At 67.8% G+C, this 13042-nt stretch carries 13 protein-coding genes; 2 read left to right on the forward strand and 11 right to left on the reverse strand.

Annotation, left to right across the window (positions count from 1 at the left end; all coding sequences use genetic code 11):
• Positions 1 to 7: 7 nt before the first annotated feature.
• The 9 genes from panC to ftsH form a co-directional block, all read right to left on the reverse strand.
• Positions 8 to 937 (reverse strand): pantoate--beta-alanine ligase, encoded by a 930-nt coding sequence (panC, locus tag ACFVUS_RS19115; RefSeq protein WP_387767622.1) that lies wholly within the window; start codon positions 935 to 937, stop codon positions 8 to 10.
• Positions 937 to 1866: a Rossmann-like and DUF2520 domain-containing protein gene (locus ACFVUS_RS19120; RefSeq protein WP_387767625.1), complete on the reverse strand. Its 930-nt coding sequence runs from the start codon at positions 1864 to 1866 to the stop codon at positions 937 to 939. Before ACFVUS_RS19120 ends, panC begins: the two co-directional genes overlap by 1 nt.
• Positions 1867 to 1980: 114 nt before the next feature.
• Positions 1981 to 3273, reverse strand: coding sequence for a DUF6779 domain-containing protein (locus tag ACFVUS_RS19125; protein ID WP_387767628.1), 1293 nt, complete (start codon positions 3271 to 3273; stop codon positions 1981 to 1983).
• 69 nt (positions 3274 to 3342) lie between these two features.
• Positions 3343 to 3822, reverse strand: coding sequence for a DUF3180 domain-containing protein (locus ACFVUS_RS19130; RefSeq protein ID WP_387767631.1), 480 nt, complete (start codon positions 3820 to 3822; stop codon positions 3343 to 3345).
• The gene (folK, locus tag ACFVUS_RS19135; protein ID WP_387767634.1) at positions 3810 to 4346 is read right to left on the reverse strand and encodes a 2-amino-4-hydroxy-6-hydroxymethyldihydropteridine diphosphokinase; all 537 of its coding nucleotides are present in this window, start codon (positions 4344 to 4346) and stop codon (positions 3810 to 3812) included. Before folK ends, ACFVUS_RS19130 begins: the two co-directional genes overlap by 13 nt.
• Before the next feature lie 2 nt (positions 4347 to 4348).
• Positions 4349 to 4726, reverse strand: coding sequence for a dihydroneopterin aldolase (folB, locus tag ACFVUS_RS19140; protein ID WP_375962318.1), 378 nt, complete (start codon positions 4724 to 4726; stop codon positions 4349 to 4351).
• The gene (gene folP / locus ACFVUS_RS19145; protein ID WP_387767637.1) at positions 4723 to 5580 is read right to left on the reverse strand and encodes a dihydropteroate synthase; all 858 of its coding nucleotides are present in this window, start codon (positions 5578 to 5580) and stop codon (positions 4723 to 4725) included. The genes folB and folP overlap by 4 nt, the downstream gene beginning before the upstream one ends.
• Positions 5581 to 5657: 77 nt before the next feature.
• Positions 5658 to 6278: a GTP cyclohydrolase I FolE gene (folE, locus tag ACFVUS_RS19150; protein WP_375962315.1), complete on the reverse strand. Its 621-nt coding sequence runs from the start codon at positions 6276 to 6278 to the stop codon at positions 5658 to 5660.
• A 234-nt stretch (positions 6279 to 6512) separates the two neighbouring features.
• Complete coding sequence (gene ftsH / locus ACFVUS_RS19155; protein WP_387767641.1) at positions 6513 to 8873, reverse strand: ATP-dependent zinc metalloprotease FtsH; 2361 nt, start codon at positions 8871 to 8873, stop codon at positions 6513 to 6515.
• A gap of 303 nt (positions 8874 to 9176) precedes the next feature.
• Here ftsH and ACFVUS_RS19160 point away from each other — a divergent pair, with 303 nt between their 5' ends.
• Positions 9177 to 10106: a hypothetical protein gene (locus tag ACFVUS_RS19160; protein ID WP_387767644.1), complete on the forward strand. Its 930-nt coding sequence runs from the start codon at positions 9177 to 9179 to the stop codon at positions 10104 to 10106.
• A gap of 76 nt (positions 10107 to 10182) precedes the next feature.
• Here ACFVUS_RS19160 and ACFVUS_RS19165 read toward each other — a convergent pair whose 3' ends face one another.
• Positions 10183 to 11028: a DUF1266 domain-containing protein gene (locus tag ACFVUS_RS19165; RefSeq protein ID WP_387767647.1), complete on the reverse strand. Its 846-nt coding sequence runs from the start codon at positions 11026 to 11028 to the stop codon at positions 10183 to 10185.
• A gap of 150 nt (positions 11029 to 11178) precedes the next feature.
• On the opposite strand from ACFVUS_RS19165, the gene ACFVUS_RS19170 reads away from it, so the two are divergent.
• Complete coding sequence (locus tag ACFVUS_RS19170; RefSeq protein WP_364637607.1) at positions 11179 to 11463, forward strand: DUF2277 domain-containing protein; 285 nt, start codon at positions 11179 to 11181, stop codon at positions 11461 to 11463.
• 20 nt (positions 11464 to 11483) lie between these two features.
• Here the strand turns inward: ACFVUS_RS19170 and ACFVUS_RS19175 are convergent, their stop codons facing one another.
• The gene (locus ACFVUS_RS19175; protein ID WP_387767651.1) at positions 11484 to 12731 is read right to left on the reverse strand and encodes a PucR family transcriptional regulator; all 1248 of its coding nucleotides are present in this window, start codon (positions 12729 to 12731) and stop codon (positions 11484 to 11486) included.
• Positions 12732 to 13042 lie beyond the last annotated feature (311 nt).

Raw genomic sequence — 13042 nt, forward strand, 5'->3', positions numbered from 1 at the left:
TGCCTTTCTAACGAATTGTGGCCTGAGCAGGCCGGTAGGGAGTGTTCGGATTGCCGTCGACGGGCGTACCGAGGGTGACGGGCAGATTGTCGATGAGGCGGGTGCCGCCCACTCGGGCGGCGATCAGCAGACGCGCGTTTCCGCTGGTCTGCACCACACCGAGATTGGAGTCGCGGATCTCCAAGTAGTCGAGTTCAATGCCCGACACCGTGGACAGTACCGAATGTGCCGCTTCCAATACGGCTTTCGGGCCAAGTCCGGCGGCATGCCCGCCCGCGGCCAGCGCGGCGGACAGCGTGGTCGCCAGCTCACGCTGGGCGGGATCGAGGAATCGGTTTCGGGAGGACAGCGCCAGACCGTCCGGCTCACGCACGGTGGGAATGGCGACAATCTTCAGATCGAAATTCAGGTCACGGACCATCTGCCGGATCAGCGTCAGCTGCTGATAATCCTTCTCGCCGAAGAACGCCTCGGAGGGACGGCAGATCTGGAACAGCTTGGCCACCACGGTCAGCATGCCCGCGAAATGGCCGGGGCGCACCGCGCCCTCGAGCTCATCGCCGATCGGGCCGGGATGCACGGTGGTGCGCGGGCCTTCCGGGTACATCTCGGCGGCGCTGGGCGCGAACACCAGCTCCACACCCTCGGCGCGGAGCAGCTCCACATCGGCGTCCAGGGTGCGCGGGTACTTGTCCAGATCCTCGCCCGCACCGAATTGCAGGGGATTCACGAAGATGGACACGATGACGACCTGATTGGTGCGCTTGGCCCGCCGCACCAACTCCAGGTGGCCCTCGTGCAGTGCCCCCATGGTCGGCACGAGAGCGACCGTGCGACCCGTCGAACGCAAAGCCTTGGCAACCGAGGTGACCACCGCAGGCTCGTGCAACACGGTCAGCTCACCGCGCTTGTACGTACCACGCAGTTTCGGGTCCATCAGTGTCCTTCCAGCAGATCGAACAGGGCGGGGTTGGTCTGGGCGCGTTCGGCCGAACGCAGTGCGAGAGCGCGATATCCGGCCGCGATACGCGGGTCCAGATCCTCCAGCGCCGCCAGGTGGGCGGCGACCGCGGGCACATCGCCACGAGCCACCGGGCCGGTGAGCGCGGCCGGGCCGCGGCGCAGCGCGTTGTCCAGTGCGGCCGAGGCGAGCGGGGCCAGCATGCGCTCGGCAAGGCCGTTGGGCTGGTCGTCGACCAGCTGCTGACCGAGCAGGCCGGGGCCCGCGAGCGCGGCGCGCAGGGCCGCGACGGCATCCACGATCAGGGTCACCAGGTGATTGCTGCCGTGCGCGAGGGCCGCGTGATAGAGCGTGCGGTTCTCCTCCGAGACCCGTACCGGCTCACCGCCCATCTCGATCACCAGCGCCTGCGCGATGGCATAGCCGATATCGTCCGCGGCGGTCACGCCGAAGCAGGCATTGGCCAGTCGCGCGATGTCCTCGTCATGGCCGGTGAAGGTCATGGCCGGATGAATCGCCAGCGGCAGCGCGCCCAGCGCGGTGAGCGGGGCCAGGATCGCGATGCCGTTCGCACCGGAGGTGTGCACCACGATGGTGCCCGGCCGCACCACGCCCGCGGTCGCCAAACCCGCGACCAGCCCGGCCAATTCGCTGTCCGGCACCGCCAGCACCAGCAGTTCGCTGCGCGCCGCCACCTCTTCGGCGGGCAGAATGCGGGAATCGGGCAGCCGCGTCTCGGCCCGCCGAATCGAGGCGTCCGAAATCGCGGAAACACCGAAGACCACATGCCCGGCACGCTCGAGTACCGCACCCAGGGCGGAGCCGACGCGTCCCGCCGAGACGATTCCCACCGTCAGTCGTGCAGGCGCAAGATCGGTTCCGCAGACATCCTTGTCCGAGGTCACCCTTGTCCTCTCGAAGTTCGTTCCAGTCCCGCATTGCGGGTACCGGACGTTACGGCCCGAGGATATCGGCCTCGATACGGCGAGGCCACCGACTGTGGGATGTCTTACAGGCGGTTACCGACCACCCTCGGAACGCAGATTCGCCATGATCTCGGCGACCGACAGACGACGGCCCGAATCATCGTCGGCGTCCTCGTCCGAGCGGCGGCGGCGACGCGAACTCGCGGTGCCCATCGGCTGCGCGGTCGCGGTCGGCGGGGCCAGTCGCGGATTGCCGTTAGACCCGGACTGCTCGGCCGCGGGCTGTTCGCCGTTCGCACCGGACCGCGCCTGGTCGCCATCCGCGGACGCGGGCTGCGCGGCGGATTGTGCGGCGCCGCCCGTGACGGGTGGCGGCACACCCTCCGCCTCCGACAGGTCGGTTTCGAACCACGGAACCTGCTCGAGCCCTTCACGTTCCAGGCTGGTGAGCGGTTCGGTGTGCTTGCGCTCGGCGGCGGCGCCATTGTTCGCGTGCGGAATCGGCTGCGCCGCACCAGAACCCGAGCGGAGCGCGTCGGCGGCCGCACGCGCGGCATCCACGTCGTCGCGGGAATCATCCTGCGGCGCACCGGGTTTGGCGGCGAAGTCGTCCTCGAACGGGCGCAGGTGCTCGAAATCGTGCGGCGGCTCGTAGTCGCGGTTGCGGTCGGCCGGATGGTGCGGCACGCGCAGCCGGTCGATGCTGTCGGTGACGATGGAGGTCTCCGCGGTCACCGGATCGTCGAAGGGACTGGCGAAGGCCGGCGGCTCGGGATGGTCGGCGTCGAAGACCGGGGTGATGCGGCTGCCGAGGTCCTGTTCGATCGGATCGACCGGTGCGGACCACGGATCCCAGGCGTCGGTGTCCTCCCAGTTACCGTTCGCCGACCCATTCCCGGAATTGCCGTTGCTGGCCGGCAATTCCTGCACTCGAACGGCATCGGCGCGCAGCGCGGGACGTTCACCGGGCAGATCGCCGTCGAAGAGACGCTGCAGGCTCTCGCGCAATACCGTCAGTTCGGCACGCAATGCGGCCATTTCCTCGGCATCGGCGCCGACCTCTTTACGCACTCGCGACTCGACGCCGAGCTCGTATTCGCGGCGGGCAGCAACCTCGCGCTCCAGCTGCAGTTGGTAGACCTTTTGCAGGTCACCCACTTTCGCCCGGTCCGTAGCCGACTCCCTGCGATAACGGGTCGCGGCGAGGGCTCCGATGGCGGCCGCCCACAGCGCCGCGACCAGGCCCACACGGATCATGTGGACGTTATCGCTGAAGACCAGGAAAATACTGGCAACCAGACCGAGGAGAAGCAGCAGACCGGTGAAGAATTTTCCCGCGTCTTCACGTCGTCGACGGGAAGCACTGCTCCGGGAGGGTGAAACCATAGCCACCAACATAGCTTGAACTGGACACTCCGGCTTCAACCTTGCCGATCATCGTCGACTTTATGTTTGCTACGAGGTAGCCGCTTCATCGGGCGGATCAATCGGCGCTCGACAGCAATATTCCAGCCACAATGCCGCCGCGACCAGCAGCAGCCCGGCCACCAGCCCCACCACCGCACCGGGGGTGTCCGCCGAGGCCGCCCGCAGATCCGAGCCCCGCGGCAGCAGCCAGATCAGGAACCCCAGCCAGATACCGCCGACGAGCGAACCCACCTGAGCCGACGCCTTCGCCAGCGCCACCGCCCGCGCCGCGGTGATCGGATGCAGCTGCCTGGGACTGTCGCCGATCCCCCGGTTCTCCACCCGGGCCCGAATCACGAACGCCAGCACCACCTCCAGCACCGCCACCGGCAGCAGCGAGGCCCCGGAGAACACCGTGATGGGCGGGAAACTCGAATACGCGATATTGGTGGCGATCCAGGCGACCACCGCCGCCAGCGCCACATTCATGCACAGATCGAGGACGCGAGTCGGCTTCACACCGGCCATCCCAGTGCCAATTCGGTGCGGCGCACACCCTCGATCTCGGTGGCGTCCAGGGCATCGAGGAGATCCCGGAGCGATCGCGGCGCACCGGCGCTCACCTCCAGCGCGGCCTCGGGCTCCACCTCCAGCCACGGCACCAGCACGAAAGCCCGATTGTGCGCCTGCGGATGCGGCAGCGTCAGGGTCGGATCGGCACTGCGGCAGGGCACCTCACCGTCCCGGCGGCGCTGCGCGGCCCACACGATATCCACATCCAGCGTGCGTGCGCCCCAGCGCACCTCGCGCACCCGCTCGGCGGCCTGCTCCAACTCCTGACCCACCCGCAGCCAATCCGAGGGCTCCAGATCCGGATCCTCGGCCACCAGCACCGCGTTCAGGTAATCCTGTTGCGGCACACCGCCCCACGGCGGTGTGGAGTACACCGAGGACACCGCCAGCAGGCGCGGGCGCAGCGCCTCGATCACGCCGCGCAGGTGCGCCAGCCGATCACCCAGGTTCGATCCGATCGACAGCACTACCCGGCTCACCGCTACGCCTCCTCCGGTTCGCGCCGACGGGACGTGACGACCCGGACATCTTCGAAGCTATGCGGAATCGGCGCGGAGGGCTTGTGCAACACCACCTCGACCTCGCGAATTCGCGTATCGGCCATCACCGCGTCGGCCAATTCGGACACCACCGTCTCGACCAGATCGCGCGGTTCGCCCGCCACGATCCGCACCGCCAGATCGGCCAGCTCGCCGTAGTGGATGGTGTCGGCGATATCGTCGGATTTGGCCGCGGCCGCGAAATCGGTCCACACGGTCAGATCCACCACGAAATCCTGGCCGTCCCGCTTCTCGTAATCGAAGACGCCGTGATGGCCGAAGACGCGCAGGCCGCGCAATTCGATGCGGTCGGTGCTCAAAGTTGTTCTCCCTGTGTCCAAGTCCACCTGTCGACGACACCGCCGGAGCGGGCCCGCCGGGCATTGCGCCAGGCATCGGTGACCGCGATGGCGTCCAGCGAGGCGCGCACATCGTGTACGCGCACACCCCAGCCGCCGTGCTCGGCGGTCAGGGCGGAAATGGTGGCGGTCGCGGTTTCGCGACCGGCGGGGGGACGCGCGATATCGGCATCGGCCAGCAGCGAACCAAGAAAACGCTTACGGGAGGCGCCGATCAGAATCGGCAGCCCGATCGCCACGAATTCCGGTAGCGCACCGAGCAATTCCCAATTGTGGTCCGCGTTCTTGGCGAAACCCAGACCCGGATCCAGCACCAGGCGGCCCGGATCGACACCGGCGGCGACGGCCATATCGACCTGATCGCGCAATTCCGCGAGCACCTCGGCGACCACATCGCCGTAATGCTCGGCCGGACCCGTGTGCTCATAGTTCGCACCCGCGCGCCAATGCATGAGGATCCACGGAACACCGGCCGCCGCAACGACTTTCGCCATATCGGTATCGGAGCGACCGCCGGAGACGTCATTGACCACCGACGCACCGGCCTCGATGGCGGCCTCGGCCACCCGCGCGCGCATGGTGTCCACGCTGGTCGGAACGCCCAGCGATACCAGCTCCCGGATCACCGGGACGACGCGTGCGGCCTCGGTCTCCGGGGAGACCCGGTGCGCGCCGGGACGGGTCGACTCACCACCGATATCGATGATGTCCGCGCCCTGCTCGTACAGCCGCCACCCGTGCGCGACGGCCGCACCCACATCCAGGAACTTGCCGCCGTCCGAGAACGAATCCGCGGTGACGTTAACGACGCCCATCACGACACATGAGCGGCCCCCACGAGGCAGCACCAATTGTGTCCCCCGCGAACCGCTTTCGGTCATGGTCGGTGCGCTCACTTCCGGAGAATGAGGTCCAGGGCCTCGGCGCGCGAGGACGCATTGGTCTGCAGCAGGCCGCGTACCGCCGAGGTGGTGGTGCTCGCGCCGGGCTTGCGGATACCGCGCATCGCCATGCACAGGTGCTCGGCCTCGACCACCACGATCGCGCCGCGCGGATCCAGCTTGCGCATGAGGGCGTCGGCGACCTGGCTGGTGAGGCGCTCCTGCACCTGCGGACGCTTGGCGTACATATCCACCAGGCGCGCCAGTTTGGACAAACCCGTCACGCGACCGTGCGCGCCCGGGATATAACCGACGTGCGCGACACCGTGGAACGCCACCAGATGGTGTTCACAGGTCGAGTACATCGGGATATCGCGGACCAGCACCAATTCCTGATGCCCCTCGTCGAACGTGGTGTCCAGCACCTTGTCCGGCTCGGTGTAGAGCCCGGCGAACATTTCCTTGTATGCCCTGGCGACGCGAGCCGGGGTATCGGCGAGACCGGGACGATCCGGATTCTCACCGACCGCGAGCAGCAATTCGCGAACGGCGGCCTCTGCGCGGTCCTGATCGAACGGCCGACCGGTGTCGAGCGCGATCGGACCGGAGACGACACGGTTGTTGGCCGACAATCGACACCTCCTGTAGAGAACTGCCGCACGTGGAAATTGGGTGCGGCGTACGCGGCTGCCCCCGGTACGGGTCCGGTCACCAGGCGTGGCGCCCGCCGCGAGCGGTGCACCCGCACGCGATGCGGTCGATGCACCCACCCGCGCGCGGTACGTCACCGCCCGTCGCGCGGGCCCGCACCTACCGGACCGGACCCGAACCGGGCCGCGAACCAGATGAGCCTATCCGGGGCTCGGTCAGCGGCGACCGTTCGGTCCGTCCCACTCACTGTTGTCCTCACCGGCGGGCGGCTGCTGGCCCTCCGGCTGCTGTTGCCCGTAGTCCGGCTGCTGCGGGGGCTGCGGCGTGTACCGCTGACCACCCGCGGGCGCCCAGCCGCCGTACGCCTGCCGCGGTGGCGGCTGCGTCTGCGGCTGATCCTCCTGCGGCGGCCAGCCCGGGGCCGACCATCCGGCGGGAGCGCCGTAATCCGGACGTGAACCGTGCGTGCCCGCGGGCCGCGGCGGATATCCGCCCGGCTGCGGCAGCGGATAACCGGCCGGAGCGGGTGCGGGATAACCGCCGTACTGCTGTCCGCCCGGGTAGGCCGGATCCGCCGCCGGATAGCCGTTGGCGGGCTGCCCGACCGGAACGACCGGGCGCACCGGCTCCTCCGGCCACGGCTCGCCGCGCTCGGTGGCCAGCTCGCGCGGGGTCTTCACCGGCGGGCGATCGGACGGGGTGCGACCGCCGAAATCATTGAAAGCGGTTATGCGCGGCCGCTTTTCAATGGTGGCGAGCACGACCTCGAGATCCTTGCGGTGCAGCGTCTCCCGCTCCAGCAGCGCGGTCGCCAGGGCGTCCAGCTCGTCGCGGTAGTCGTTGAGCACGGCCCACGCCTCGGTGTGCGCGGCCTCGATGAGATTGCGCACCTCCTCGTCGATCTCGCGGGCGACCTCGTGCGAATAATCCGATGCGGTGCCCATCGAACGACCCAGGAACGGGTCGCCCTGCTCCTGGCCGTAGCGGACCGCACCCAGGCGGGCGCTCATGCCGTATTCGGTGACCATGGCACGGGCGATCTTGGTGGCCTGGTCGATATCGGAGGAGGCGCCGGTGGTCGGCTCGTGGAACACCAGTTCCTCGGCCGCGCGACCACCCATGGCCATCACCAGGCGGGCGATCATCTCCGACCGGGTCATCAGGCCCTTGTCGTCCTCGGGCACCGTCATGGCATGGCCGCCGGTGCGGCCGCGGGCCAGGATGGTGACCTTGTAGACGGGCTCGATATCCGGCATCGCCCACGCGGCCAGGGTGTGCCCGGCCTCGTGGTAGGCGGTGATCTTCTTCTCGTGCTCGCTGATGATGCGGGACTTGCGGCGCGGGCCGCCGATCACGCGATCCACCGACTCTTCAAGGGACGCACCGGTAATCACGGTGCCGTTCTCACGCGCGGTGAGCAGTGCGGCCTCGTTGATCACGTTGGCCAGGTCCGCGCCGGACATGCCGACGGTGCGCTTGGCCAGACCCTCGAGGTCGGCGTCGGTCGCGATCGGCTTGCCCTGCGAGTGCACCCGCAGGATCTCGCGGCGACCCGCCAGATCCGGATTGCTCACCGGGATCTGCCGGTCGAAACGGCCCGGGCGCAACAGCGCCGGATCCAGGATGTCCGGACGGTTGGTGGCCGCGATGATGATGACGCCGGTGCGCTCACCGAAACCGTCCATCTCCACCAGCAGCTGATTCAGCGTCTGCTCACGCTCGTCGTGGCCACCGCCGAGGCCGGCGCCGCGCTGGCGGCCGACCGCGTCGATCTCGTCGACGAAGATGATGCAGGGGCTGTTCTGCTTGGCCTGATCGAACAGATCACGCACGCGGGAGGCACCGACACCGACGAACATCTCCACGAAGTCCGAACCGGAGATGGTGAAGAACGGGACGCCCGCCTCACCCGCGACCGCACGGGCCAGCAGCGTCTTACCGGTACCGGGCGGGCCGTACAGCAGCACGCCCTTGGGGATCTTCGCGCCGAGGGCCTGATAGCGGGCCGGGCTCTGCAGGAAGTCCTTGATCTCGTACAGCTCTTCGACGGCCTCATCGGCGCCGGCCACATCTGCGAAGGTGGTCTTGGGCATATCCTTCGACAGCTGTTTGGCCTTGGATTTGCCGAAGCCCATCATGCCGCCGCGGCCACCGCCCTGCATGCGGGACATCACGAAGATGAACAGGCCCAGCAGAATCACCATGGGCAGCATGAAGAGCAGGATCTGGCTGAGCCAGGAATCCTGTTTCACCGAGGTGTTGACCTTGGCGCCGGAATTCTGCGCGGCCTGGAAGATCTGCTGAGAGATCTCACCGCCGCCCGGATACTTGGCGATGATCTTCTTCTCGCCACTGGTCGCATCATTGCCGTTCTTCAGCGTGATGCGCAGCTGCTGTTCTTTGTCGTCGATCTGAACGTTGTCGACATTGTCTTTGTTCTGCAGCTGGGAAAGCGCCACCGACGTGTCGACCTTCTGCCAGCCGCGCGTGTCATCACTGAAGATGCTGACCAGATAGATCACGAGCAGGAAGCCCGCGACTATGGCCAGGTTGCGGAACACATTCTTGCGGGTCATAGAGCGTCGGCCGGCGGCCAGTCCTTTCCGGGGGGTGTATCCGGTTTGCCTGCGATGCTTGTGGCGCGCCCGTTCCAGCGAACGGATGCGGACATGCCACGTTACCCCGTAGGGTCGAGTCGTTACATCGCGCAGTTCGGCAGCTAATGCAGTTCAACAGGTAAACGGCTAAAGAACGCGGGTGGTTCCCCGACCATCTGCGGCAACACGTCGGGACGGTCACCCCCTGGTGTCGGACCGAGTGGTCACAATGATGGCATGGTCGTCCCATCGTGAGCGACGACACAACAGAGCGCAGGGGGTATGGACATAGTCGAGCTACGGACACCCACAGCGATTGTGCGGCACGGCAACGGGCGACTGACGGTGCTGCGGCCGGGAACGGACGGCGAGCGCGTGCTCGACGTACCGGTCGCCGAACTCCTCAAGGTGCGGTTGAACCGGCGCGCGGATGACGCCGTCGTCATCGAGATCTATCTCCGCTATCCCACCCCCGTGCTCACCGGCGTGCCCGCCGACCGCACTCCCCTGCCGGTGCTCATCGCCGAACACGATGTGCCCGCGGCCACCGTCATCGTCGAGCGGATCAACAATCAGATCCTGGCCACCCAGCGTCTGGATGTGGCTTCCCCCGACCTGAATCCGCCCGCACCGTCCTGGGGCCGTACCGGTCCCGCCCGCGCCGATGTGGATCGCGCGGTGCGCCGGATGGCGCCCAAGCGCGATGCCAAACCGGCCGTCGCGGCGCTGCACCGCTATGTCACCGCCGACGAATATCTGCTCGAGGCCGCGATCGTGAACGCGCAGCCGCCCGCCGCGAAAGGCGCTGGGCTGCTTGCGGTCAGCACCACCCGGCTGATCTTCGTCTCGCTCGGCGCCGGTAAGCGGTTCGCGCACGAGCTACCCATCGCGGCCCTGCTGTGGGCGCGCACCACCGATGACGCCGCGGGCTCCGGCACCGCGCCGGGCGAGTACGGCGTCGAGGTGAACGACGGCAATCTGTCCTGGCATTTCACCGGGACCGATCGCGCCGATACCGAAAGGGTCACCGGCGCACTGAATTTCGCGATTCAACGGGAATCCGCCGACGGGGCAGCCGGTCCCGCCGATCCGGGCGTGCACAAGCTCTACTCCGAATGGGAGTTGCTGGTGGAGCGCCACTCCCTGGCCATGGTCGACGACGCGCAATTCCAGCGTTACGGCCGCGGAATCCTGCGGTCCCTGCCCGACTGAGGGGTTCCGGGGCCGCGACCCCGGGACCCCCGAACCCCAGCGGGGTGCCGGGATTCGGCACCACTGCCGAATGTCGTTAATCCTCAGGCTGTTCGGGCTCGGTCTCGGGCTGGAGTTCGATGCGCCGCCACGGGCTGGTCGGGCGCATCCACAGGCGCAGCAGTTCCATACGCCGGTCCACCCCGCCGGATTTGAGTTCGGCGAGATCCTCGCACGCCTGCCAGTAGGTCCAGCCCGCCAGATAGGCATCGCCGAATTGCCGCCAGTTGCGGTATTTGCGCTGGGCCAGCGGCAGCGCGCGCATGAGGTAATCCCACGCCACATCGGCCTCGAAATAGCCTGCGGTGTACGCCATCCGGCTGACCGCGACCACGCGGGCCAGATCCCACGCCTGGATATCGGTGGGCAGCGGGCGCACCAGATGTTCGGTCAGCCCGAGTTTGATGGCCTGGGACCAGATGTCGTAATCACGCACCAGCGCTTCGGGATTCTCCATCCCGCGGAACGAACCGACCTGGCGCAGGAAGGCGCGATGCCGGTCCGCCCGCTCGCCGAAGCGATCGCGTTCGGGGGAATTGATACCCGCCATCACCAGTGGATGCACGAGCGCGTAGAGCGGTGAATGCATGCCTTCCAGAAGTTGCTCCATGGATGCCATGGCCTCGGTGCCATCGGTGATGCCCCACGCTCCGGTGAGGGTGTCGATGGCGAGTTCCCGGCGGTCGCCGAGCGGATGCTCGCGTTCGGGTCCGAGCAGCAGTGCGTCGTGGAAGGCATCCCAGCGAGCGGAGTAGAAACCGCCGAGCGCCAGAGCGCGAAGTTCGTCGTCGGAGACCTGTGCGCCGGACCAGTGGTCTTCCTCGCGCTGGTCGAGCTCCGGGTAGGGGAAAGTCGTCAGCGTTGGCACGTCGCGGGCGGGCATGCCAACGATTCTGCTTCATCACTCTGAGAGTGGCCGAGTATTCGCCGATCGCGTGTGGCGGCTTTCTCGAGCCCGTCGGAGTGTGATTCGGGCGCAAGCCCCGGTTTCTTCACCTGTCATGCGGCTAATTCCGGCATTACTCTCTCGGGCATGTGTAGAAATATCACCATCCTGCGCGGGCTGGAGCCCCCCGCGACGGACCAGGAAATCTACGCGGCCGCGCAGCAATTCGTCCGCAAGATCAGCGGCGTCTCGGGCTTGACGACCGCTACCAAACCGGCCGTGGACAAGGCGGTGGAGGCCATCGCGGCCGCCACCACGCAGCTGCTGGCCGAGCTGCCGGACCGGCGGGTGCCGGTGGCGGCGGACAATGAACCCCCGCTGCGCCGGATCGCCGCTCGTGAGGCCGCCGCCCGCGATGAGGACGCGAGCTAGAGCGGGCGGAAGGCGTCGATTCAGACGCCGTAGACGGCCACGCAGTCCAGCGCGATCTCCAAGCGCGGGCCGCGCCGGTCGATGGAGTGATCGAGTAGTTCTTCTATGCGCTGAATTCGGTAGCGCACGGTGTTCTTGTGTACGCCCAATATTTTCGCGGCCGCGTCCGGACTGCGGCGGGCGCGTAAATAGGCGTGCAGCGTTTCGCGCAGCCGCGCCGATTGCGCGTCGGGTGCCGCGAGCGCGCCCAATTCCCGCTCGATGAGCGCCCGCATGGCGGTCTCATCGGCTCCGGCCAGATAGGCCACCTCGACTTCGGGATAGCGCACCACGGCCGGTAGGCCGGGCCGGGCGCGTTCGGCGACCTGCCGGGCGGCGATGGCCTCGCGGTGCCCGCCGCGGAATCCGGCGACCCCCGCGGCGGGCACCCCGGCGGCCACTCGGACGGGTGTTTCGACGGGCCAGCTGGCCTGTGCGGGGTCCGGGAGCTCATCGTCCAGGCCGATCCACGCCCACAGCGCCGAGGCCCCGGAGGGGACGGTCAGGACGCTGCCGTTGCCGAGGGCGCTGGCGCAGCGGGCGGCGACGCGGTCCAGCAGTCCGGCGATATCGTCCGAGCCGTCGGGCGGGGTCAGCGTGGTGTCCTCATCGGTCCACAGCACCAGCGCCAGATGGCGTTGTGCGAGCCGGTAGCCCAGGCGGGCGGAGGCGAGTTCGATATCGAGGTCGCCGCCGTCGAGCAGGGCGCGCACGATTTCGGCGCGCTGATTCAGGGCGGCGCGCAGGCCGCTCTCGCGTTCGAGGGTGTAGGTGTCGGTGAGCGCCTCGACCGAGGTGCTGATCCAGCGCGTGGAACGGTCGAAAAGCCTTAGCAGGACATCTCTTTCGATCTCCCGGGGCAGCTGTCCCTGACCGACGATTTCGGTCATGTAGTCGAGCAGCGCCTCCTGTCCGACGTGGTAGACACGCAGCAGCAGTCGGACATCGTGGCCGCGCCGGGCGACGGTGCGGGCGAAGGCGTGCGCCTGTTCGGGCACCGGATAGTCGAAACGGTCCTGGGTGAGTCCGCTCAGCACCTCGAAGGCGTGCGCGCGGGTGCTGGCGGACAGATCGCGGCGCATATCCCGGTCCCGGAGTTCGGGGACGCGGGCGATGATCGCGCTGTCCAGCCGGGAGAGCACCTGTTCCAGGTTCTCGGTGCGCAGGTTTTCCGCGACGAAATCGGCGATCCACTGCCGGGTGGCCTCGCTGGTCTCGATAATGGCCACGGATGGACCTTCCCCTTTGGTTCCAGAGCACAAAGACGACCGGAATCCTTGAGCCCAGAAGCCAAGAATGTCCCGGCGAAATTGTGTCACGATCATAGTTCAGTGAGCTGTCGCACACAGCTCACGGAGCCGAACCGGTTCGCAATGCAGCGCACGTGGGAGAGCACATCGTGACCAATACCGAGCCCGCCGCGGGTTCCGCCCGCAAGACCGCACCTCGTAAGGCCGCCGCCAACGGCACCGCCAAGAAGGCGGCCGCGAAACCGGCCGCCAAGGCCGAGCCCGCCGCACCGGCGGAGACCGTGGCCGCG

It is taken from the genome of Nocardia sp. NPDC058058 (assembly GCF_042885355.1).
Taxonomy (GTDB): Bacteria; Actinomycetota; Actinomycetes; order Mycobacteriales; family Mycobacteriaceae; genus Nocardia.